Annotated in this window: 19 protein-coding genes and 1 pseudogene; 4 read left to right on the top strand and 16 right to left on the bottom strand. The window is 61.8% G+C overall.

The genetic code is table 11. The features are described from left to right. Nucleotides 1–10: 10 nt before the first annotated feature. Both CAG02_RS19960 and CAG02_RS19955 read right to left on the bottom strand, forming a co-directional pair. Entirely contained in the window at nucleotides 11–832 is an 822-nt protein-coding gene (locus CAG02_RS19960) for a phosphatase PAP2 family protein (protein ID WP_085713229.1), read from the bottom strand. After that, nucleotides 829–1,500: a histidine phosphatase family protein gene (locus tag CAG02_RS19955; protein WP_085713228.1), complete on the bottom strand. Its 672-nt coding sequence runs from the start codon at nucleotides 1,498–1,500 to the stop codon at nucleotides 829–831. The genes CAG02_RS19960 and CAG02_RS19955 overlap by 4 nt, the downstream gene beginning before the upstream one ends. 254 nt (nucleotides 1,501–1,754) lie before the next feature. Between CAG02_RS19955 and CAG02_RS30295 the strand changes: the two are divergent. The 3 genes and pseudogenes from CAG02_RS30295 to CAG02_RS19945 form a co-directional block, all read left to right on the top strand. Then, nucleotides 1,755–2,768 (top strand): annotated as a pseudogene (locus CAG02_RS30295) (methyl-accepting chemotaxis protein); the annotation flags it as partial. Nucleotides 2,769–2,810: 42 nt separating this feature from the next. After that, nucleotides 2,811–3,674: a methyl-accepting chemotaxis protein gene (locus CAG02_RS30290; RefSeq protein WP_371321019.1), complete on the top strand. Its 864-nt coding sequence runs from the start codon at nucleotides 2,811–2,813 to the stop codon at nucleotides 3,672–3,674. Nucleotides 3,675–4,143: 469 nt separating this feature from the next. Next, nucleotides 4,144–4,527, top strand: coding sequence for a DUF6124 family protein (locus CAG02_RS19945; protein WP_085713226.1), 384 nt, complete (start codon nucleotides 4,144–4,146; stop codon nucleotides 4,525–4,527). A 109-nt stretch (nucleotides 4,528–4,636) separates the two neighbouring features. Here the strand turns inward: CAG02_RS19945 and CAG02_RS19940 are convergent, their stop codons facing one another. The 7 genes from CAG02_RS19940 to CAG02_RS19910 form a co-directional block, all read right to left on the bottom strand. Further along, nucleotides 4,637–4,864 carry a plasmid stabilization protein gene (locus CAG02_RS19940; RefSeq protein WP_085713225.1) on the bottom strand — a complete coding sequence of 76 codons (228 nt, stop codon included), beginning with the start codon at nucleotides 4,862–4,864 and terminating at the stop codon, nucleotides 4,637–4,639. A 92-nt stretch (nucleotides 4,865–4,956) separates the two neighbouring features. After that, nucleotides 4,957–6,330 carry a DUF1329 domain-containing protein gene (locus tag CAG02_RS19935; protein WP_085713224.1) on the bottom strand — a complete coding sequence of 458 codons (1,374 nt, stop codon included), beginning with the start codon at nucleotides 6,328–6,330 and terminating at the stop codon, nucleotides 4,957–4,959. A gap of 32 nt (nucleotides 6,331–6,362) precedes the next feature. Beyond that, nucleotides 6,363–8,321 carry a DUF1302 domain-containing protein gene (locus tag CAG02_RS19930; RefSeq protein WP_085713223.1) on the bottom strand — a complete coding sequence of 653 codons (1,959 nt, stop codon included), beginning with the start codon at nucleotides 8,319–8,321 and terminating at the stop codon, nucleotides 6,363–6,365. Between the two features lie 45 nt (nucleotides 8,322–8,366). Then, complete coding sequence (locus tag CAG02_RS19925) at nucleotides 8,367–9,653, bottom strand: phospholipase (protein WP_085713222.1); 1,287 nt, start codon at nucleotides 9,651–9,653, stop codon at nucleotides 8,367–8,369. A gap of 116 nt (nucleotides 9,654–9,769) precedes the next feature. After that, nucleotides 9,770–11,338 (bottom strand): FGGY-family carbohydrate kinase, encoded by a 1,569-nt coding sequence (locus CAG02_RS19920; RefSeq protein ID WP_085713234.1) that lies wholly within the window; start codon nucleotides 11,336–11,338, stop codon nucleotides 9,770–9,772. A 20-nt stretch (nucleotides 11,339–11,358) separates the two neighbouring features. Continuing rightward, nucleotides 11,359–12,954 carry a glycerol-3-phosphate dehydrogenase/oxidase gene (locus CAG02_RS19915; RefSeq protein WP_085713221.1) on the bottom strand — a complete coding sequence of 532 codons (1,596 nt, stop codon included), beginning with the start codon at nucleotides 12,952–12,954 and terminating at the stop codon, nucleotides 11,359–11,361. 5 nt (nucleotides 12,955–12,959) lie between these two features. Further along, entirely contained in the window at nucleotides 12,960–14,555 is a 1,596-nt protein-coding gene (locus tag CAG02_RS19910; protein ID WP_085713220.1) for an FAD-binding oxidoreductase, read from the bottom strand. A gap of 211 nt (nucleotides 14,556–14,766) precedes the next feature. On the opposite strand from CAG02_RS19910, the gene CAG02_RS19905 reads away from it, so the two are divergent. Then, a complete protein-coding gene (locus CAG02_RS19905; protein WP_085713219.1) occupies nucleotides 14,767–15,795 on the top strand; it encodes an AraC family transcriptional regulator in 1,029 nt (342 codons plus the stop codon). Here the strand turns inward: CAG02_RS19905 and CAG02_RS19900 are convergent. The 7 genes from CAG02_RS19900 to CAG02_RS19870 form a co-directional block, all read right to left on the bottom strand. Next, nucleotides 15,792–16,160, bottom strand: coding sequence for a glyoxalase superfamily protein (locus CAG02_RS19900; RefSeq protein WP_085713218.1), 369 nt, complete (start codon nucleotides 16,158–16,160; stop codon nucleotides 15,792–15,794). The genes CAG02_RS19905 and CAG02_RS19900 overlap by 4 nt on opposite strands. A 117-nt stretch (nucleotides 16,161–16,277) precedes the next feature. Further along, on the bottom strand, nucleotides 16,278–17,735 hold the full coding sequence (locus CAG02_RS19895; protein ID WP_085713217.1) for an amidohydrolase family protein: 1,458 nt from the start codon (nucleotides 17,733–17,735) through the stop codon (nucleotides 16,278–16,280). Nucleotides 17,736–17,760: 25 nt separating this feature from the next. Then, nucleotides 17,761–18,399 carry a YdcF family protein gene (locus tag CAG02_RS19890; protein WP_085713216.1) on the bottom strand — a complete coding sequence of 213 codons (639 nt, stop codon included), beginning with the start codon at nucleotides 18,397–18,399 and terminating at the stop codon, nucleotides 17,761–17,763. Further along, complete coding sequence (locus tag CAG02_RS19885) at nucleotides 18,396–19,103, bottom strand: HAD family phosphatase (RefSeq protein WP_085713215.1); 708 nt, start codon at nucleotides 19,101–19,103, stop codon at nucleotides 18,396–18,398. The genes CAG02_RS19890 and CAG02_RS19885 overlap by 4 nt, the downstream gene beginning before the upstream one ends. Then, nucleotides 19,069–20,244, bottom strand: a complete 1,176-nt coding sequence (locus CAG02_RS19880) for an MFS transporter (protein WP_085713214.1) — start codon at nucleotides 20,242–20,244, stop codon at nucleotides 19,069–19,071. The genes CAG02_RS19885 and CAG02_RS19880 overlap by 35 nt, the downstream gene beginning before the upstream one ends. A gap of 64 nt (nucleotides 20,245–20,308) precedes the next feature. Beyond that, nucleotides 20,309–22,030, bottom strand: coding sequence for a carbamoyltransferase C-terminal domain-containing protein (locus CAG02_RS19875; RefSeq protein ID WP_085713213.1), 1,722 nt, complete (start codon nucleotides 22,028–22,030; stop codon nucleotides 20,309–20,311). A 419-nt stretch (nucleotides 22,031–22,449) separates the two neighbouring features. Next, the gene (locus CAG02_RS19870; RefSeq protein ID WP_085713212.1) at nucleotides 22,450–23,343 is read right to left on the bottom strand and encodes an NAD-dependent epimerase/dehydratase family protein; all 894 of its coding nucleotides are present in this window, start codon (nucleotides 23,341–23,343) and stop codon (nucleotides 22,450–22,452) included. Nucleotide 23,344 lies beyond the last annotated feature (1 nt).

Below are 23,344 nucleotides of genomic sequence, written 5' to 3'. Positions count from 1 at the left end.
TCGCGACGCTTCAGAGAGCAGCCTCGGGCTGTGCACTGAACACCTGTCGCTCACGCTTGCTCAACACCGGCAACTCCAGACGAGCCCGGCCATAGAACGCCAGCGCCGTCAGCAAACACGCCAGCCATACGAAGATACCGGCCCAGAATGTGTGGGACATGTAGTGCCAGCCCTGCAGGACGCGTGTGGTGCCGTAGACGAAACCGAGCAGCAGCGAGCCCCACAACAAGGCGATGGAGAAGCGCCATTGATAACGCCGCGCGACAAAATACAGCGCCAGCATGGTGAAACCGCCGGAGGCGTGTCCGCCCGGCCAGCAACGGCCGTCGCCAGCCTCATGGAACAGCTGGAAATTGTTGTACCACTCGATGTGCGCCATCTTGCCGCCGTACAGCGTCGTCTCGATCGGGCAGTAAACGCTGGTGTGGGCCTTGAGGAAGTGGATCACGCCGGTACACACCGCGAACGCCACCACCACAAACAGAAAATCCCGGCGATGGTCAGCGGCAAAGCGCAGCACAGGCGCCACTTTGCAGCGCTCGAGAAACCCGGCGAGGCCCGGGCGCTTCTGCGGATTGACCAGCGGCCAGACCACCGACAGCATCGCACCGACCAAGGCAATTTCAGCAGTCCAGTTCGGAATGATCCGCGCCCACTTGTGGGTCAACTTTTCAAAGAAGTGGATCTTGTCGAGGGGGAAGGTATTGGTCAGCGGATCGAACAGCAGATTGCTGAAGGCGATGTCGATGTTCGTCATGTCGAACATCAGAAACACCACAGCAGCACAGAACAGCGGGATACCGAAGTTGTAAGCGTAAAAGCGAGCACTCATCGGGTGGACACCGTGCGCCAGTCGGAGGCCTCGATGAAGCCGAGCATTTTCGGAGCCGCCGGGTTGGCAGCGGAAACGAACAGCGAGGATCCATAACCGAGGGTCGAGGTCGGCACCTTGAGGTCTTTTTCCAGCTGCGCCATGCATTCGCTGTGGGTGACCAGGATCAGGTTGCGCCCCGGGACCTTGTGCGCGAGCGCATCCTGCAACATGCGGCCCTTGCAGCTGATCAGCCAGTCTTCGCCGGTCGTCGCGTGGTTGAACATGTAACCGGCGGTCTGCACGGTGCGGGTCATCGGGCTGTTGTAGATGTCGGCATGGTTCAGGCCCAGGTGCTCGAACTGTGCGCCGACGGCGACCGCGACACTGCGCGAACGGTCGGTGATGCCGTCATTGCCGCTCAGGCATGGCGCCGGAGAGTGATCGCAGCGCTCAACATGACGCACCAGCACGATCATGTCGCCCTTGGCCCAACCGGCCGCCAACGCCTGCGCACCGGCCACATTGCCGTGGGCCAGATCAGGCACCGCCGCCGGGGCAAGCAGCCACAGGGTCAATGGCACCACCAGCGCCAAGGTCGCCAGGACAACCCCGGCGTTCCGAAAACGGGCCAAACCGCTCAGGTCGATCGAGCGTTTGACGCCGAACAGACTCAGTCTCAATTCCACAAAAATCCGCCTCGCCAGCTCGCAGCACTGTCATTTGATCCGGCGAAGGTACAGAGGCCCCCGTGGGCAGCCAGTGAAAGTCATGTGAAAAAAGTCTTGGGATCCCTTGTTACAAATTCCGTCGGACAAAATCCTTTCAGCTCTCGGATTTGCGGCCGATACAGTCCTGCTAACACCCTTGCTGGCTCAAAAAAACAACAATCTTCCAGCCTGACCGACGATCAAGACGCACAACGTTTTCTGGAGGAATTGTGATGAATAGCTGGTTCGGCAACATCAGCGTGAACCTCAAACTGGGGCTGGGTTTCGGTCTCGTCCTGGCCCTGACCTGCATCCTTGCCCTGACCGGCTGGACCAGCCTCGGCGGCCTGATTGACCGCAGCAACTGGATGAGCGACATCACCCAGCTGAACGCCGGCCTGACCAAGCTGCGCGTGGTGCGCCTGCAATACATGCTGACCAACGGCGACGAAACCGCCGCGCAGAACGTGCAAACCACCCTCGACGGTTTCGCTGCACAGCAACAAGCGCTGATCGGCAAATTCAAGAGCCCGGAAAACGTCAAGCTGCTCAAGGAGCAGGCGGCGACCATCGCCGAGTACCAGACGTCCCTGAACAAGATGCGCAACGCCTACCGCACCGGTAATACGGCGCGCGACACCATGGCCGCCAACGCCGAGACCGCGTACAACCTGATCGAGTCGATCAGCACCCGTGTGCAGCAAATGCCGCTGAGCGATACACGTTTCGAACAGTTCCAGGCCATCACCGAAGCCAAGGAAGCGTTCATCCTGGCGCGCTATGAAGTGCGCGGCTACACCGCCACCGCCAATGCCGACACCGAGCAGAAAGCCGTCGGCCAACTGGATGTGGCCATCGCCAGCCTGAAACAGCTGAGCGTGCATTTCTCCAGCACCCAGCAAGACACCCTGCGTCAGCTGGAAACCGCGCTGACCAACTACCGCAGCGCCCTGCAGGCGTTCAAGAACGCCAACAGCGAAGCGGTGCAGGCACGCAAGGAAATGACCGACCAGGGCAACCTGATCGTATCCTTGAGCGAACAGCTGTATCAGATCCAGCTTGACCGTCGTGACGTGGAAAGTGCCCAGGCTCGCACCCTGCAACTGATCAGCACTCTGCTGGCGTTGCTGGTGGGCGTCATCGCGGCGTTCATCATCACCCGCCAGATCACCCGTCCGCTGCAGGAAACCATGGCCGTGGTTGACCGCATCGCCAGCGGCGATCTGAGCCACAACGTGATCGTCACCCGCCGCGACGAACTTGGTGTGCTGCAACAAGGCATCGCGCGCATGGGCGTGACCCTGCGCGACCTGATCAGCGGCATCCGCGACGGCGTGACCCAGATCGCCAGCGCCGCCGAAGAGCTGTCGGCCGTCACCGAACAGACCAGCGCCGGCGTGAACAGCCAGAAGGTCGAGACCGATCAGGTGGCCACCGCCATGCACGAGATGACCGCCACCGTGCAGGAAGTCGCACGCAACGCCGAAGAAGCCTCGCAAGCCGCAGCCGCCGCTGACGGCGAAGCCCGCGAAGGCGACAAAGTGGTGAACGAAGCCATCGCCCAGATCGAGCGTCTGGCCAGCGAAGTGGTGCGTTCCACCGAAGCCATGAGCGTGCTGCAACAGGAAAGCGACAAGATCGGCAGCGTCATGGACGTGATCAAGGCTGTGGCCGAACAGACCAACCTGCTGGCACTCAACGCTGCCATCGAAGCCGCCCGTGCCGGTGAAGCCGGTCGCGGTTTTGCCGTGGTCGCCGACGAAGTCCGTGGCCTGGCCCAGCGCACGCAGAAATCCACCGAGGAAATCGAAGGCCTGGTGGCCGGTCTGCAGAACGGCACTCAGCAAGTCTCGGCCGTGATGAACAACAGCCGCGCCCTGACCGACAGCAGCGTGGCCCTGACCCGCAAGGCCGGCGACTCCCTGGAAAACATCACCCGCACGGTGTCGAACATCCAGTCGATGAACCAGCAGATCGCCGCTGCCGCCGAACAGCAAAGCGCCGTGGCCGAAGAAATCAGCCGCAGCATCATCAACGTCCGCGACGTGTCGGAACAGACTGCTGCGGCGAGTGATGAGACGGCCAAGTCCAGCGTTGAACTGGCGCGGTTGGGTGGGCAGTTGCAGCAGATGGTGAGCCATTTCCGCGTGTAAACCCTGCACACGAAAGCCGATGTACAAAGAAGGGCAGCTGAAAAGCTGCCCTTCTTTTTTGTCCTGAAATTGCCATCTTCAGGAATTGGATGACGGGATCTGAATCGCAATTACACACGATTGGTCAGCGGTGTTTAAGGACACGCCGTGAAACGTCCCGAAGCCCACAAAACCTTGCGCCGTTGCCTACGGCTACGCCAGAATCCGCCGGCTTGTGCGCCTTGGACTGGCTGCGTAATTTGATTGCGTCACTGATTTCCAGTGATCGAACTTAGCGGTTCGGAATGTCCCCTACGGTTGCACATGTCGAATCCAGTCAGGCGCCAGCCTGCACTTGATGGTGGCTGTGCGCATGGCACCTTCGGGTGCGCCGGGTTGTGGGTGACTACCGGTCCGCTAACTTGCGCACAGCTGCCACCCTTTTGCTTAGCGGCAAAAAGGTGCAGCCTCAACCAGAGGTTAGTCACCCATGTTCAAGGTAACGCCAAACCCACCGCTCACCGAACCCACAATCATCCCGGATCCGGCATCCCCCTACGAATGCCCCGGCTCGAAACGCTTCAACGAAGCCGCCGAACGCGCCCTCGATTATCACCTCGGCCCACTCAGCGCCCACATCATGGCCGCGCCCTACAAACCCAACACCCTCTATCAGGCCCACCCCGAAGCCGACACCGAATCCCTGCTGGTAGACGCCAGCGAATCCCTCGGCTCCGCCACCGTCATGCTCAACAATCATGTGGCGGTGGTCGAGGGCAGCCACCGCAAGACCCTGCAAGGCATCGCCCAGATCGTGATGATCGCCGAAATGGCCGTTAACCGTGCGCTGGACAAAGTGGTGCCGACTGATTGATGCGGGAGGTGGCGAGTGCGGTGCACTCGCCATTTTTTTGCACCCTATAAAAAGCCCGCCGCTACACTGGTTCTGGTGTGGCGGCGGGCTTTTTTGTGAGCGGTGTTTATCAGCCGCTGAGGTTTTCTGAACGTGATGGAAGATCAAGCTCGACGCCACCCATGGCGCCGAATCGATTGCGTATCCGAGTACCTAATCCGCCAGCTCGATCAACGGTAACCAACGCGTTCTCCAGAATGTGCCGCGCTTCGTCTTCCATGGAATGGCCATTTTGGGCGGCAGCGATACGCAGTTGCTCTGTCATCTGCTCATCGAGTCGAATAGTGATGCTGGTCATAAGGCTTCCTTCGATCCGTGAAATGAGTGATTGCAGACTAACAAATCAACTCGAAAACCTCTGCCTGATCCTTAGAAGAAGCGAGGTTCATCTCACCGCGTCCCCCGCTGCCGCAACGCCGACGGCATGAAATACGAATCCTCCGGCACCGGTTGCGAGAAGTCGACGGTGGAGGCTTCTTCGTTATCCAGGTTTTGCACGTAGTAACGCCGGGCCTGCAAGTCGTGGAAGACGTCGAGTGCGCTCCAGGTGGTGGGCAGGTCGTAGAAGTTTTTCAGGTAGGCCATCGACACGCGCCACAACTCCCCTCGCCCGTCGTACTGGTCCACCAGCGCGGCGCCCCAGCTGTCTTCGTCGAGGAACAGCACTCGCTTGGAATAGACGTGTCGCGCGCCTGGCTTGAGCGTGCCCTCCACGACCCAGACCCGGTGCAGTTCGTAGCGGGTGTATTGCGGGTTGAGGTGGCCGGGGGTGAGCAGTTGGGCGTATTTCACGTCGGGGCTGCCGACTTTGTAGTTGTTGTAGGGGATGTAGATTTCCTGCTTGCCCTTGAGCTTCCAGTCGAAGCGGTCCGGCGAGCCGTTGAACAGGTCGGTATCGTCGGCGGTGCGCAGGCCATCGGAGGAAGCGATCGGCGTGTCGTAGGCGAGGTTCGGCGCACGGCGGACGCGGCGTTGGCCGGCGTCGTAGATCCAGGCCTGACGCGGGTCCTTGAGCTGGTCCAGCGTCTCGTGCACCAGCGCAGCACCACCGGCGAGGCGTGCCGGGCTTTTCACGAAGGCGAGGTAGTAGAACAGGATGTTTTTCAGGTCGGCGAACTGGCCGCCCGGGCGGTAGTAGTTGAAGAAGCCTTCCTGCTGCGAGGTCACCAGCGCGAAGCTGCCGTTGCGTTGTACCGGTGCTTCGGAGGCACGACGGACCACGTAGATGCCGCGATAGCGAGTGATGTGATTCCACAGCACTTCGACCCCATCCTTCGGTACCGGAAACGGCACGCCGCCATAGGCATCGGCAAATCCGCTGCCGCCCTCCAGCAGTTTGGCCGAGGTCGCATTCTTCAGGGTGTTGTCATACAGCCATTGCGGCGCCGAGCCCGATCGACGCGAGGGATAGACCGGCATCTGGAAGGTGTCGGGGTAGCTGTTGAACAGGGCGATCTGGCCGGGGCTGAGATGCGCCTTGTATTGGTCGAGATTGGCCTTGGTGATGGTGAACAGCGGTTTGTCCGCCGCGTACGGATCGGGGTGATGCTGGCCGGGTTTGTAGCCGGCCGGCGCCTGGGTGATGCCGCCGGTCCAGGCCGGAATGGTGCCGGCAGCATTGCCGGCGCGCTCGGCGCCCATGGGGGTGAGCGTGGTTTTCAGTTGTTCGGCCTGCTGGGGCGAGATGGCCGCCAGTGCACTTGCGGCGGTAAGGCTCAAAAGCAACGCCAGTGTGGTCTTGGTCAGTCGTGATGCAGGAAACATGCTCGTTCTCCGAATTCAAAAAACCTGTGGACTCACAAGAAATACTTGAGGTTGAACCCGACGTTGTCGCGGTCGCGAATGCCGTTGTTCTGCCCGCCGCCCCAGAACTCGGTGTACTGCAGTTCGGCTTCGAGCTTGTTCTGGTAGTTGGCCTTGACCCCCAGCGTGTAGGCCTTGCGCCCGTCGATGGCATTGCCGGCCTGGTAGCTGTTGCCCTTGAAGTCGTCCTTGTAGACGACGTAAGGCGAGACGTTGATCCCGGCGTAGACATCGTTCCAGGTGCCGTTGAACATCACCGTGTAGCTGTAGGAATTGCGGTTGACCTGATCGTCGCGATCGCCGCCGGACACGTACGAAGTGTTGCCGGTGCCGGCGTAGTAACGGGTGCTGCCGTCGTAGGCGGTGTATTGCAGGCTGCTGCCGCGCAGGTGCTCGGAGGCCAGTTCGAAGATGCCGAACATCGAGTCGAACGACAGCGTAGGACCGAAGTTGTAGATGCTGCCCAGCGAGGTGTTGAACGCCTCCACCCGCTCGGCGTTGTTGATCTGGCTGTCGAGGGTGACCATTTGCCCGCCGACGTTGATGGCCTTGCCGGACACCGCCGCCGCAGCGCCGTTGGCCAGATCGCCGATCAAATCGTTGGTGGCGGCGATGCCGATGGGCAGGTTCGGTCGATAGGCCAGTTCACCGAACACCGAGGCATTGCCCAGCGTGGTGTTGAAGCTGAAACCGTACATGCGGATGTCTTCGGCATAGCGCCGATGGGCCTGGATGTTGCCCATCACATCGGCAGTCGCCAGCCCATTGGCGAGGGCCCCGGCCTGACTGCCGGCAACGCTGGAGAGCATGTTGGTCAGAGCATTCATGTCGATGCCCTTGTAGCCACCGAGGTCGGCGGCGATGGTCGGTTCCTTGGCGTGGTAGTTGACCATGTACAGGCCGAATTCGGTGCTGTTGAGCTCCTCGGCGATGTAGCGAAAGGCAAAGCCGAACTGGCCGTCATTGCGCGCGTTGTAGTCCTTGCCGATCGACGCCACTTTCAGGGTGTTGCCATAGGCCGGGGTCACGCCGTTGGCGTAGAGGCCGGTGGATTTTAGTGCCGGGCCGAGCAACGGGTTGTTGCCCAATGCGCTGTACAAGCCGATGACATTGCCGAACCCCGGCACCGGCGTATCGAGGGCGGTGCCGCTGAAGTTGTTGTAAGCAGTGTTGCCGCCGTCGGCGAACAGGTCGGTCTGCGAGTAGAAGGTGCCGACCGGATCGATGCGGGTTTCTTTCCAGTTGGTCTGGTAGAAGCTTTCCATGGTCAGGCTGTCGGTCAGGCCGATGTTGAAGCTGACCGCCTCCACCGGCATCAGCACTTCCTTGACCTCGGCGCCGGGCAAGCGGTACTTGGCGGCGTCCACCGGGTTGGTGGTGTTGATCCCGCCGCGATAGAAAATCCCCTCGCCCCAGTTGAACACCTGACGCCCTACCCGTGCGGTGACCGGCATTTGCGCAACGTCCCAGCTGCCGTGGACATAGGCGTCGAGCATCTCGACCCGGCTGCCGGCGATGTCGCGGGTCTGGCTGGTGAAACGGTCGTCCTGGGGATAACTCTGGCTCGGCTGCGACGGGCTGTTGTTGTGGTAGTAGTCGTTGCGCTTGTCCATCAACTGGGTGTCGTAGAACGCCGTGCCGCGCAGGAACATCCCGTAGTTCTGGTAGTTGGCCTCCAGCTCCGAAGTGATCTTGTACACCTCGGAAACCAGCCCGGTGTCGAAGTTGCGATTGCCGTCGTTGGTGTTGACGTCATCGTTGTTCTTGTCCCGGCCCTGCACCCGCCACAAGCGGCCATAGGACAAGGTCGTGTCGAGCGAGCCGGTGACCTGATTGTCCAGCACGCTGAACTCGGCGGCCTGCACCGCGTCGACTGCGCAGAGTTGCAGCAGCCCTGCCAAACCGACACCGGGGAGCGCTACGCCAGACAGGCGCAATCGAGTGTTGATCATCTGTTCCTCCTTCCCTGTTCTTATTGTTGTGTGTTGCCGCGATGCTCAGGGCGCCAGTCCCGCACTGACATAAATCCGGCTGTGGGCGCCGAAATGGCCGAGCAGTTTGAGTAGTTGCCGATTCAGTTCCGGATGGTCGAAATTCTCTTGCTGCAACTGATTGCCGGCACTGAAGTCGCTGGTGACCGGGGCCGTCTCCAGCCATTGGCCGATGGTTTCATCGAAGGCGGCGGAGTCATCGACCGACTCGGCACTCACCACTTCACGCAGGTAGTCCACGGAGTACGGCGGGTAATGCGCGTCCCCGGCGGCATCGGCGTAGGCGTCGAGCATCGGATGCGGCTGACCGGCGCGCAGCATGCGGCGCAGCCAGGTCGACTGGTATTTCTCGACTTCCATGTGGCGGGTCGCGACCCGTTCGATGGACGCCTGTTTGTCCTCCGCAAAACCGGCCAGCGCCTTGCCTTCCAGCAACAGAAGGCTCGGCAGTTCGACGCCGGGCAACGGCTTGGCGTGATACGGCTGGGTCAGGTCCTGAACGTGGTGCAGGCCCCAGCCGAGAAAGCGATAACCCCAGTAGGAATGGCCAGTGGCAAACGCCAGCCGCGCCAGCCCCATGTACTGATACGCGCGCCAGTCCGGCCAGCTGCGCTCGAGAAATCCGGCAGCCGCGTACACCACCGGGCTCTCATGGAAGAAGCCCATGTGGAACGGCGCCTGGGAGCTGTACTGGAAGCGTGCATCGCCAAACGGCTGCGGACCGAAGCCGTACAACGCGGCGACTTCACCGGGGTTGTCGCTGAACAGATTGATGTCGTGGCCGTAGTCCGGCTCATCGGCGGCGCTGGCCAGCACGGCCAGGGGTGCGACTTTTTCGTGATCGGCCACGCGAATGAAGCGCTGGCGATTCCACGGTGAAAGCGTCTGCTTGACCATCACCTGATCGGCCTGCAGATGCTCGCGCTCGGGCAGGTCTTTGCCCGGCAACGGCTGGATGACCATCGCCAGATGAATCTGCGGATTGATCCGCAGCGCAGTGAGGAAATCGTGGCGCAGATTGTCGCTCGGCACCGCCGGCAATTTCAGATTGTCGGGGCGCAGCGGGTATTGCTTGAAGTGTTCGCGGGCGAAGCGTTCCTGCTCATCGAGCAACACGACGATGGCCGGGTATTGCTCGGAGAGAAACTGCTCCAGCGGTTCGACGTCCACGGGCGACGCATCGCGCAACGCCGGCAGGTCCTGCAACGCCAGGTAGCTGCCCACCGTATGGTTCGACCAGCCCCACGCCGTCGGGGCCATTGCGCAAAGCAGCAGGAGGGAGATCAGCTTCATTGCTTCTGGTTCTTGTTATGTGTGCCGTGGGGATCGAGCCTAACAACCGCCCCCGCCCCTGACACTGTCCGATCTCACCAGAAAAGTTCTCCGATAGCGCCACGTGCGCTGTTGTTTCAGGCCGGGTAACCGGTGATCTTGCGGATGCTCTGGTACAACGGCTTGAGCTGCCGGTACATGCGCAGATACACGTCCCGGTAAAGTCGCTCATAGACCTTTTGCGCCTCTGGTTGTGGCTGAAACACAGCACCGACCCGGGTCATCGCCGCTATCGCCGAAGGGAAATCCGCGTGCAACCCCAGCCCCACCGCGCAGCAAATCGCCGCGCCCAGACCGGATGCTTCATAGACATGCGGGCGCTCCGCCGGCAGGCCGAAAATGTTCGCCGTGAGTTGCATCGCCGCATCACTTTGCGAGCCACCGCCAGCGACACGTAGACGGGTGACGGAGATCTTCGAGCGCTTCTCGATTTTCTCCATGCCCTGGCGCAAGGCATACGCCAGACCTTCGAGGATTGCCCGATAAATATGCGCGCGGGTGTGCACGTCACCGAAGCCGATCATCGCGCCTTTGGCTTCAACACCCGGTTCGCGAATGCCCGGCGACCAGTACGGCTGCAACATCAAGCCCATCGAGCCCGGCGGCACCGCCTCGACCAGTGCATCGAACAGCTGCTCGGGCTCGATGCCCTGCTCTTTGGCCTGCTGCATTTCCCGCAGGCCGAACTCGTTCTTGAACCAGCTGACCATCCAGTAGCCGCGATAAATCATCACCTCGCAGTTGTACTGATCCGGCACCGCCGACGGGTACGGCGGAATCAACGGGACGATTTCCAGATAGCGCGAGCGGGTGCTGGTGATGGTCGCGGTGGTGCCGTAGGACAGGCACACCGTGCCCGAATCGACGACCCCGGAGCCGAGCACTTCACAGGCCTTGTCGGCCCCCGCCGCGATTAGCGGAATCCCCTCGGGAATGCCGGTGTGGCGACTCGCTTCGGCACTGATATGGCCGAGGGTTTCACCGGGCTTGTACAAGGCCGGCAGTTGCTCGGGGCGCACCGCCAGCGCCTGCCATTTCCAGTCACGTGGTGCCGCCCAGCGCAGGCGTTTGAAATCGAACGGCAGATAACCGACGCAACAACCCACCGAGTCGACAAAACGCCCGCACAGGCGATGTGTGAGAAACCCCGAGAGCAGCAGAAACTTGTCGGTCGCCGCCCACACTTCGGGTTGATGGCGGGCGATCCAGTTGGCCTCGGCCTGGGCGCGAAAGTAATCCACTGTGGCCTGCGCGCCGGCCAGTTTGAACAGCCAGCCCCACGGTCCCTTGATCCCGCCTTCGACTTCGCTCTGGCGCTGATCGAGCCAGAGAATCGCCGGGCGCAGCGGCTTGCCCTGAGCATCGACGTTGATCACCGTGCCACGCTGGGTGGTCAGGGAAACCCCGGCAATCTGCGAACGATCGATGCCGGTTTGCGCCCACACCTGCTGGCAGGCCTCGCCCAGTTTCGCCCAGTAATATTCCGGATCCTGCTCGGCCCAGCCCGGTTGCGTCGAGTAATAGGCCTGCAATTCAACCTTACCCTTGCCGAGCAGATTGCCCTGCAAATCGAAGAGCAGCGCGCGCACGCTCTGGGTGCCATTGTCGATGGCCAGCAGGTAACGCTTGTTTGGGTGGTTGTCCATGGAGCTCTCTTCGAGGGGCATCACTGCGCGATTTCCGGCAGGCCGTGATGGCGTTGCCATAACGCCTGATAGCGTTGCTGTTCCTGTTGCCAGCGCTCGTCGTCCCAGCCCAGAAGTGGTTGGCAGAGTCGGCGAATGGCCGGGAAATAATCGGCGCCGCCATGGGGCAGCAACAGGCCGAGACGGGTGCGACGCAGCAGCAGGTCATCCAGGTGCAGGACCATTTCCGCGTCGCAGGCAAAGACCAGTTCTGCCCACAAAGTGTCGGTGGCGCCGACCGTTTCATGGCCCAGTTCGGTGAGCAGTTGCGCCAGCCTTGGCAGGTCCCGGCCATGTCGCCCGGCCAGCCGTCGCCACTGGCCGGGGCTGAGACCGGGGATCGCCAGTGGCGGCACGGCGGCAAACACCGGCGCGGCATCGTCATCGAACGAACGGCCGAGCATGTCGGCACAGGCCTTGAGCACCTCGATGGCTTGCGGGCGGAACGTCGTGAGTTTGCCGCCGGCCAGGGTGACGCAACCCGGCTCCTGCCACAGCACATGCTCACGGGTTTCGTTCGACGGTTTGTCCTGATGCTCACCCGCCGCACTGCCCACCACCGGGCGCACGCCAGACCAGGTTGAAAGCACGTCGGTCGCTGTCACTTCAGCGCCGGGAAACTGCTGTCGGCAGGCGGCCAGCAGATAGTCGAGTTCTTCACCGCTGATGCTCGCGCTCTGGTCCAGATTCTCGCGATGATCGAGGTCGGTGGTGCCCACCACCGTGGCGCCTTCCCACGGGAAAACGAACACAGGACGCCGATCCTGCTCGTGCATGAACGTAAAGGCTTGCGCCACCGGCAAGCGCCAGCCCGGCAGCAGCAAATGGCTTCCGCGCAACGGACGCAACTGGCGCGGCGCCTCGGGTGGACGCAAGCGTTCGGCCCAGGCGCCGGTGGCTACCGCCAGCACACCACAACGCAGTTGCAGTGAGGCGCCGGCCTCGCAATCCTCGACCTGAACTCCGCACACCCGTCCGTTTTCCCGCAACAGATGTTCGACCCGCATGCCGTTGAGCACCACCGCGCCATCGGCCCGCGCTTCGCTCAACACGCGCATCACCAGCCGTGCGTCATCGGTCAGCGCATCGACAAAACAGGTGCCGCCCAGCAGGTCATGTTCTTTCACGCCCGGCGCCAGAAAACGTAGTTGCTGCGCGTCATGGAAACGATGGTCGCGGCGCCCGGCCAATGCGTCATAGACCGACAACAAACCACCCAGCACCCGAGGCCCGGGGAAGCCGCCGCGATAGTGCGGCATCATGAAACTCATCGGCTCCACCAGCCCCGGTGCTTCGTCGAGCAGGCGCTGGCGTTCGCGCACCGAATCCCGGGTCAGTCGCCACTGGCCCTTGGCGATATAGCGCAAACCGCCATGGACCATTTTCGAAGAGCGGCTGGACGTGCCCCAGGCGAAATCACGCTGCTCCAGCAGCAGGCAGCGCCAGCCACGGCGCGCGGCTTCGCGCAGGATGCCGGCGCCGCTGATACCGCCGCCGATGACGATCAAATCCCAGCTTTCACCCGCCAGTGTCGGCAGGACTTGCTGGCGCCAATCGGCGTTCCAGTCCGCGCTCATGGCGGTCACTCCTGCAACAGCGTGCCGGGGTTCAGGCGCCCGGCCGGGTCGAAGTGCCGGCTCAGCGCCTGCAGGGTGTCCATCGCCAACGCGCCCTTTTCACGCGGTAGATACGGTGCGTGATCCTTGCCCACGCCGTGCTGGTGGCTGATGGTGCCGTGGTTGTCGACGATGGTCTGGCTGGCCGCGTGCTTGAGGGCCTTCCAGCGGGCCAGCGTCGCGGGATAGTCCGCCGCCGGGCGAAACACATAAGTGGTGTAGATGCTTGAGCCTTCGCCGTAGACGTGGGACAGATGCGTGAACACGTGCACCCGTTCGCCTTCGGCCGCCAAGGCATCCCGCAGGCTGTTTTCGATCCGGTTGAGCAGGTTGTCGACGTTGCTCCAGTCGGTGGCGGTTTCCAGGGTGTCGACCACGTAACCGGCGTTCCACAGGTTCTCCCGCAGATAGGGAAAACGGAAGCGGTTCTGCGCCCACCTCTTGCCGAGCAGTGTGCCAGTGAACACCCCGCCAAACGCCTTGAGATGCTGGCGGGCTTGACTCAGGGACAACGCGTTCTGCTTGCGATTGCCGGTCACGCCGAAGGTCAGCAGGCACTTGCCCTGCCCCGCGCCGCGCAGGCTCAGGTATTTTTCCAGCCAGGCGATCTGCTGCGGATGGCCGGCGAGCGCCAGTTGGGTTTCGGTCTCCACCGCGTTGGACAGGCGCAGCATCGACAGCGGCACCCGCGCTTGCGCCAGTTGCCGAATCGCCTGCAACGCCTTGTTCCAACTGGGCAGAAACACACCGTAGAAACGCTCATCGGCCGGCAACGCACTGACCCGCACCTTGACCTCGGAAATGATCCCGAAACGCCCCTCGCAACCCAGCACCACTTCGCGCAAGTCAGGACCCGCCGCCGAGGCCGGGAAGGTTGGAATTTGCAGCGGCCCGGCAAAGGTTTCCAGGGTTCCGCCGGCGAACAGTTGCTCGATCCGCCCATAACGCAGCGACTGCTGACCGCTGGAACGACTGGCCACCCAACCACCCAGCGTCGACAACTCCCACGACTGTGGGAAGTGCCCCAGCGTGTAGCCCCGGGCGCGCAATTGACTTTCCACCTGCGGACCACTGGCACCGGGGCCGAAAGTGGCCAGCAGGCTTGGTTCGTCGAGATCGAGCAGGCGGCTCATCCGCGCCAGCGACACCGTCACTACAGGCCGCGCGGAGTCCGGCGGATTGATGTGCCCGGCCACCGACGTGCCGCCGCCATAGGGAATCAGGCAGAGGTCCTGCGTCTGGGCGAGCGCCAGCAACTGGCGAATGTGTTCGGCGGTTTCCGGGAACGCCACGGCGTCGGGATAATTGCCCAGCGCGCCTTCACGCAACGCCAGCCAGTCCGGCAGGCTCTGGCCCCGGGCATGCAGCAGACGGTCATGGGCATCGATGCTGTACAAGGCGTGTTCCGCCAGCCGCGAGACCGGCACCCGGGCCAACGCCGCTTCAAGCGTCGCGTCGGGCAGCGCGCGTCCCTCCCCCAGTCGCTCATGGAGAAAACTTGCGCCCTGGGCCGGCAGTTCGACCACCGTGGTTGCATCTCCCCAGCCGTTCCAGCGTCGCATGCGTGTGTCCTTCTGTGCAGTCTGATCAGTGAGATTTCAGGCCCTCATACTAGTCAGCCGGCCGAAAGTGTCACGGTCGCATCCGGCCAGTTCGAGTAGCCAATTGAGTCAAACGTCGCGCAAGCGCCAGCCATTTACTTTAGTCGTGGATTCAAATTACCTTTCAGGGCGCTCATCCGCCCGTGGCGGCCTCGATCAAGGGAATTCGGTCATGCAATCGCTCGGCTTCACCTCTGTTCCGCCCCTGCTCAAATACCTGCGTCATGCCGAACATCTGGGTCTGGCCATCGAGCCTGCGTTGGCGGCGGCGGGGTTGCAGGCGCAGCAGTTGAGCGACAACAGCCTGCGCCTGCCGGGGGAAACCCATGAACGGTTGCTCGACTACTTTTGCGAACACTCGGGCGACCCGCTGTTCGGTCTCAACGCGGCGAATTTCGTGCTGCCCAATTCCTGGAGCGTGCTGGGCTACATCACCATGAACTGCGCAACACTGGGCGACGCCATGAGCCGCATCATGCCGTTCGAGAAACTGGTGGGCGACATGGGCGTCAGCCGCGCCGAGATGCACGACAGCCGCGTGCACCTGATCTGGAGCTGCCGCTTCGAACGCCCGCGGATTCGCCGGCATCTGGTGGAGAACGTGCTCGGCTCCTGGCTGCAATACGCACGCTGGATCGCCGACACCCAGTTGTCGCCGGCCGCCGTGTGGCTGGAGCACTCACGCCCGGCGGACACGACGCTGGAACAGTACGAACGGTTTTTCGAATGCCCGGTGCTGTTCGATCAGCCGTATTCCGCGCTGATCGTGCCATTGCCGTATTTGCAGTTGCCGTTGCGCCAGGCCGATGCGCATTTGCTGCGCACGCTGGAGGAACACGCGCAAAGTCTGATGGCGACACTGGAGGATGCGTCGCTGGAGCAACGGGTCAAGAGCATCCTGCGCCAGTTGCTCAAGGAAGGTCTGCCGCGCAAGGAACAGGTGGCCGAGCATCTCGCGGTGTCCGTGCGCACGCTGCAACGCCAGTTGCATCAGGCCGGCACCTCGTATCAGCAGATCCTCGATGACTTGCGCCAGGAACTGGCCGAGCATTACCTGCTCAACAGCACCTTGCCGATTCAGGACATTGCGCAGTATCTGGGCTTCACCGAACCGCGCTCGTTTCACCGCACCTTCAAGAGCCGACGCGGCATGCCGCCTGGTGAGTTTCGGCAGACTCACCGGGTGTCGAACGACAGCTAGAGGCTGATCGCGTTGGTGAACACCAGGCGATTGCCGAACGGGTCGGCGATGGTCATGTCCTGGCTGCCCCACGGCATGGCCTGAATCCCCGGGTGCGAGAACTTGTAGTTCTTGGCGACCAACTGCTGCTGGAAGGCCTCCAGCTCATCGGTCTCGATCCGCAGGGCCGAACCCGGTGTTGCATCGCCATGATGCTCGGACAGGTGCAGCACACATTCGCCCCGGGAGACTTGCAGATACAACGGGAAACCGGGTTCGAAACGATGCTGCCAATCGATCTTGAAACCGAGGAAGTCGACATAGAACTCCAAGGCCTTGGCTTCATCGAAAATCCGCAGGATCGGGGTGGTTTTGCCGAAGCTCATGGGGTGCTCCCTGACTGATTGGCCCCGCAGTGTAGCCGGGGTAGATGTCAGCAATTCGGCTTGGTGACGGCTTTCTTTAATCGCAATGTGCCATCACTGTGACGCAATCCGCGAAACTCAGTGAAAGTTGTCACGCAGATCACCCTCACGCGCCAGAAACCGCCCTGCCCTTTGCCCATTGGCCTGCCCCTCGCGATAACTCAGCACGCCGTTGATCCACACGCCGTCGATGCCTTGCGCGGCACGTTGCGGGTCGCTGAAGTCGGCCACGTCATGCACGGTTGCCGGATCGAACAACACCAGATCCGCCCAGTGTCCTTCGCGAATCTCGCCGCGCTCCTTCAAGCCGAAGCGCGCCGCCGACAGACCGGTCATCTTGTGCACGGCGGTGTGCAGCGGAAACAACCCGACATCGCGACTGAAATGACCGAGCACCCGTGGGAAAGCGCCCCACAGGCGCGGATGGGGAAACGGGTCTTCCGGCAAGCCGTCGGAGCCGACCATTGTCAGCGGATGGGCGAGGATGCGGCGCACGTCGTTCTCGTCCATGCCGTAATACACCGCGCCCGCCGGTTGCAGGCGTCTGGCGGCATCGAGCAGTGGCATCGTCCATTCGGCCGCGATGGCGGTCAGGTCGCGACCGCTGACTTCCGGGTGAGGCGTCGACCAAGTGATGGTGATGCGGTGGGCGTCGGTGACCTGCTTCAGATCCAGCGTCGAAGAACTTGCCGCGTAGGGGTAGCAATCACAGCCGACCGGGTGGGTTTTCGCCGCCTCTTCCAGCGATGCGAGCAACTGCGGGCTGCGCCCCCAGTTGCCCACGCCGGCACACTTGAGGTGGGAAACGATCACCGGCGAACGGGCGTGGCGGCCGATGCGAAAGGCTTCGTCCATGGCCTCCAGCACCGGTTCAAACTCACTGCGCAAATGCGTGGTGTACACCGCACCAAACGCGTTCAGTTCTTCAGTCAGTTGCATGACTTCATCGGTGGACGCGGAGAACGCGCTCGCATACGCCAGACCTGTGGATAAACCAAGGGCGCCCGCCTCGAGGCTTTCACGCAACTGCTCGCGCATGGCGGCAATTTCATCGTCGGTCGCCGTGCGAAACAGATCATCGAGGTGATTGCTGCGCAGCGCCGTGTGCCCCACCAGTGCCGCGACATTCAGCGTGGTGTTGGCCGCTTCGACCGCCGCGCGGTAATCGCTGAAACGTGGATAGACGAAGGCGGCGGCCGTGCCGAGCAGGTTCATCGGATCCGGTGGATCACCCTTGAGACTGACCGGTGCGGCGCTGATGCCGCAGTTGCCGACAATCACCGTGGTCACACCCTGGCTGAGCTTGGGCAGCATCTGCGGCTGGCGAATTACCACGGTGTCATCGTGGGTGTGCACGTCGATGAAACCCGGCGCCAGCACGCGGCCGGCGGCGTCGATCTCTTCGCTGGCGCGGGCATCGCCCAGATCGCCGATGCGCGCGATGCGGCCATGGAGGATTGCCACGTCAGCGGCGTAACCGGGAGTGTTGCTGCCGTCGATGACCAGGGCGTTGCGAATCAGTGTGTCGTACTGCATGTCAGTCTCCGGCGGTAGCGCGGCGTCAATGTCTGCCTTTGATCAAATGGTGATCGAATCCTTGTTCGATGAGGTAGCGCCAGGCTGCCTCGACTTCCTCGGGAATCACCTGCTCCGCCTGAAAGCCCAGCGAAGGGTAAACCATGATCCGGTGGATATCCCCGACCATTTCGTCGATCAGCCCCAGGACCCCGATCAGGTTGCTGACCTCCCCCGGAAAACCGAACGACGGCGCATCCACCCAGGCCTCAAGTCCTGGCCATTGAACGGGCAAGGTCAACGCCACGCGCCGGATCGAATTCGGCTTGGTCAGGAACGTCGCCCGACGCACATCCGGGAACAACTCGCGAGCAAACGCGATGTTCTCGGCGAAGTTGGTGGCACGGGATTCGAGGGTGAATTGATCCGGCGAAACACCTTGAATCATGGCCCGTTGCGCAAAAATATCGGCTTCGGTGCGTTCCCACAAATGCTTCGTCCAGTTGCCAGTATTGCCAGTAAACAACAGATGCGGGGCGACGCCTTTTTTCAGCAACTGGCAGGCGTAATCGCAGACCCGCAGGTCGTAGGAGCCGCACACCACGATCAGCTCACAGTCACTGTGCTGGCGCCCTGCCCCGAGAAAATTCCACAGGACGGTCGCGTGTCGCAAGGTCGGTGTCATGAGTGTGCGAACCTCTTGGTAACGTTCCCGTTGATAAACAGCCCGCCGTCGGCATAGAGGTGTGTATCCACCCCGCCCTGCGAGACCGGGAGCGCCGTGAAATCTGCGTACGTTCGCAGTGCTCCGTGGGCAGTCAGCGTCGGATCGTCGCCAATACCGATGCACAGCGCGCCGCTGCTGACCGCCGATTGCACGCCACTGACGGAGTCCTCGAAGACCAGACATTCATCGCTCTGACGCTCCAGTCGCGCGGCGGCCAGACGATAGGGATCGGGAGCCGGTTTGCCGCTGCGCACATCGTCGCGGCAGATGATGCAGTCGAAAACCGACGTCAGATCGTGTTGCTGCAGGACGTGGTCGACGCGCGCTCGCCAACTGCTGGTCACCAGCGCCAGCGGCACGCGCCCGTTCAATTCGGCGATGAACGCAGCGACGCCCGGCACCAGCGCGCAGATCGAAACCTCTTCGATGGCATCGACTTCCTGCTTGATGGTCACGCGCTGCTGCTCGTCAAACTGACCAAACAGGGCCTGCAGGGTGTAACCGCCCGGGCGGCCGTGAATGTGATCGTCGATGAAGGCCTGATCAACCGTCACACCGTACTTGCGCGCCACCGTGGTCCAGGCCAGTTCGATGACCTGGCGCGACTGGATCAGCACGCCATCCATATCAAAGCAGACGGCTGTAAACGTTCGTTGTGTCATCGGTTGCACTTCGCATTTTCTGGTGAGCAATGAATGCCAGCACGGTCCCCATCAGGGCAAACAGCGCCATGACATACCAGGACCATTGTGGCTGCGTCTCGTACAGATACCCGGCAAAGGGTGTGGCCAAACCCATGGGCAAGGCAACCGCCAGCGAGTAATAGACACCCTGGGTAAAGACCTGGATATCCGCCGGGGCATGATCGCGAATGCAGCGCATGATCGCCGAGTGATACGCCGCGAAACTCAAGGCGTGCAGGCACTGCCCCAACAGGATCACCGGCACCGCATCGCTGTCGGAAAACAGCGCCCAGCGCGCCGCTGCGCAGACACTGGAAAACATCACGATAGACAACGGCGAACAGAACGACAGGACTCTGTTGGAGAACGCGAAATAGGTGATTTCCGCGATCACCGCCACTGACCAGAACACCCCGATGGCGGTTGAAGAGTAGCCCTTCACGCCCCAGCCGATCGACGCCGTGGAAAAGTACAGGGTGTGGCTAAGTTGAATGAAACTGGCGGCGGCAATCGCAATCAGCAGGCCCTTTTGGGCGAACAGCGCCTTCCAGTCGGGCCGCTTCGTCACACGCTCGGGCGGTTGCAGATGCGCCAGCGTGACCTGACGCTTCAGCCGCAGGCACGCCAGCGCAGTGAGCAACATGCACGCGACAATCACCACCGGCACCCATGACTGGCTGTACTGCGCAAACAACAGGCCGCCGAAAGTCGATGTCAGGATAAAGGCCGAAGAGCCCACCGCGCGGACCCAGCCGTAGTTCTGCAGGGCTTGTTTGTCACGTTTGAGCAGATAGGACTCGGACAGCGGCAACACCACCATCCACAGCCCGCCAAACAGAATGCTCAGGCACACGAATCCCCACAGGTGCACCGGCATGAAATAGAACAGCAACGTACATAACGCTGCCGAGAAACCGAGAAACGCCGCGAGCCGAAGCTGGTCCACGCGCCAGTCGGCCACGTAGGTGATCAACACTCCGGTCACCACCTGGGGCCAGTAGACCGCCGCGATCAGCAGGCCAATCTGGCTGGCGCTGAAGCCCAGCGAATTCAGCCAGGTCGGCCAGAACGGGTAGATGATCCCTTCTGCCGCAAAGAACCCGAAAAAGATCAGATACATGAATCAACCATACGCTCGATACTCCTGAGCAGGGCTCCAGCGGAGCCCTGTAACCATCCTTGCGTTATTCGAAGCGTTGCTGGGTGAAGCTGTTTTTGCCTTTGCGCCAGACAATCAGCGACTCACTCATCACCACCAGATCGACCATCCCTTCTTTCAGCGCATCCAGCGCATCCTGAGGTGAACACACGATCGGCTCTTCATGACGGTTGAACGAGGTGTTGATCAACGCCGCCTGACCGGTGCGCTCATGCCAGGCATTCAACAGGCGATGCATGAACGCATCGCGCTCCGGACGAATGATCTGCGGCCGCGCCGTGCCGTCGATGTGCACGACTGCCGGACTGGCCTCGCTGAACTGCGGATGACAATCGTAGGTCATGGTCATGGTGTCTGCCGCGACTTGATCCTCATCCCAGCCGACGTAGCAGGCCGCGGCCTGTTCGATGGCGGTGACCGGGCCGAACGGCATGAACTCGGTGCGGTGCATGCGTTTGTTCAGCCAGTCGTTCACTTCGCCATCCTGCGCGTGATAGACGATGCTGCGGTTGCACAGCGAGCGCGGGCCGAACTCCATCTTGCCCTTGAACATGCCCAGCACCTGGTTTTCCATCAGTGCGTCGGTCAGCACGTCGATGATGTTCGACGGGGTGTGGTAACCGAGCTCGGGATAGTCGCGATGGATCAGGTTGATGTTCTGCGAAACGCTGCGCGAGTCCGGGCCGAGGGTCATTACCGGGTTCTTGAAGCGGGTGCCGTTCTCCAGGTACGCCGCCCCGACAGCCGCCGCCAGCGCCAGCCCGCCATCGCCCATGCATGGCAGCACATAGACGTTTTTCACCCCGGGAATCTCGCGCAGGCGCTGGTTGAGTTTGACGTTGCCAAACACGCCGCCGGCCAGGCACAGGTTGGTGCTGCCGCGTTGTTCCAGATGATGTTTGACGACCGCCACCAGCAAGTCTTCTGAGTGGCGCTGCACGGCGGCGGCGATGTCCTCGGGGGTTTCCCGGGAGAACAGGGTTTCCAGTGATTCGCTGTAGTTGTTGTAGGACGGCACGAACAGGTCGCCGCAATTCGCCTTGATGCGCCCGTCTTCGAAACGGATCATCTGCTGCATCACCCCCAGCAACTTCTGCGGGTCGCCGAACGCGGCCAGGCCCGTGACCTTGCCTTCATGCCGGTTGGGTTTGTAGCCCAGCAAGTGGGTGATCCGGCCGTAGAAGTAACCCAGGCTGTCGATGCTGGTTTCGCGCTGCAGCACCGTGGTTTCGGTCGGGCTGTACCAGGTCACGGTCAGGGACTGGAAGTCGCCGCGTCCGTCACAGGTCAGGGTCAAGGCTTCATCGAACGGCGAGCAGACATAGGCACCAAGGGCATGGCACTCGTGGTGGTCGATGTAGTACGCCTTGCCGGCCAGGCCATTGGCAGCGATGTACTGGTCGAATTCGGCGCGCTTCTCTTTGTCGTTGCGGACTTCATCGGTGACACGCTGGCGGAACTGCGCCAGGCCTTCGGGGTTGTTCCGGACCTCTTCGACGATCCGGTCGAAATACAGCTCAAGGTGTTTATCGGCGTTGAAACCGGCATTCCATCCGTAAGCCACGTAGTCGACATCTTCCAGCGACACGCCGGCCTGGCTCAACACAAACTCGATGGATTTGGCGGGCCAGATCTTGTGGTCCTTGATCCGGGTGAAACGCTCTTCGCTGACCGCCGAGAGAATCTGACCATCGCGTACCAGGCAAGCGCCCGACAAATCGTTATTGGTAATGCCCAAAATGACCATAACTACTCCTTGTTCTTGCCAATTTCGCGGATGAGTTTGCCCGTGACCGAAGAGCGCAATGCTCCGGCCAGGGCGCTTGGCGCCGTGTCATGAACCGTGAGGAGGCGAAATCGTCTGGTTCGCCCGGGATATGCCTTTACGAGCAGGCAGCAGAGGTGCGTATTGCCATCGCAAATTCCTTTTTGCAGAAAAATTCCACGGGCGTTACCCACCGACCCGGCCTCATGGCCAGACAACCAGTGGGTGCCCGCTATCCTACAAACCGGCCAGCTGCCCTGGCCATGTCTGTGCGTGGACCAGACTAGTAGGAAATGTCTGAACGTTTCGATGAGCCTCGGCACCCTGTCCTTCTTTTCCGGGGCACAAAAAAACCTGTGGGAGCCGGTTGGCTCCCACAGGTTCAAGTGCGGTGTGTGGACTCACACCATTTCGTTGCGAATCCAATCAACCACCGACGTACGCTTCGGCGCCCAGCCCAGCAGTTCGCGGGCGTGTTTGCCGCGTACCCGGCTGTTGGAGCCCAAGCCATAGTTGGCCATTTCGTAGCCCCACTCGGCTTCGGCGTCTTTCAGCGGCCAGTCTTGTGGCTCGCCCAGATTCAGGGCCACGGCCATGGCGGTGGTCATGTCGATGAACGACGCTTCGCCGCTTTCGACGAAGTAAAACGTTCCCGGCACGTTTTTGGTCAGGGCCAGCAGATACAGCGAGACTACGTCTTCGATGTGCACGTTGGACCAGATGTTCTGGCCAGTGCCGACGTGACGCACCACGCCGCTTTTGCGCGCCTGTTTCAGCAGGCGCGGCAGTTGCACGCTGTCGCGATTGACGCCCAGGCTGTGGCCGTAGATCAGGGTGTTGCAAATCACTGCCGAGTTCACGCCGTCCTTCGCTGCGGCGAGGATCAGGTTGTCGATGGCCACGCGTGCGGCCTTGTCGACGGTGGGCTCAGGCAGGTTGTCTTCGAAGTAGATGGCGTCGCTGGATTCGCCGCCCGAGGCATCACCGACGATGCTCGAACCGCTGGTGTGCAGGAACACTTTGTTCGAGCCGCGCAGGGCATCGAGCAAGGCTTCGACCGCACCGCGATGGTCGCTGCTGGCGGCGTTGATCACTGCATCGGCGGCGCGGGCCTGTTCGGTCAGCAGTGCCTTGTCGTCGAGGGTGCCGAGCACCGGGGTGATGCCCAGTGCTTTCAGCTCATTGGCCTGTTCGGCGCTGCGCACCAGACCGGTAACCGTGTGGCCGGCCTCGACCAGACCGGTGGCGATGGAGCCGCCGATAAAACCGGCAGCGCCGGTGACGAATACGTTCATG

It is taken from the genome of Pseudomonas sp. R43(2017), from assembly GCF_002112345.1.
Lineage (GTDB): Bacteria > Pseudomonadota > Gammaproteobacteria > Pseudomonadales > Pseudomonadaceae > Aquipseudomonas > Aquipseudomonas kribbensis.
The sequence above is the reverse complement of the archived record's forward strand: the minus strand, read 5'-3'. Positions and strand labels throughout refer to the sequence as shown.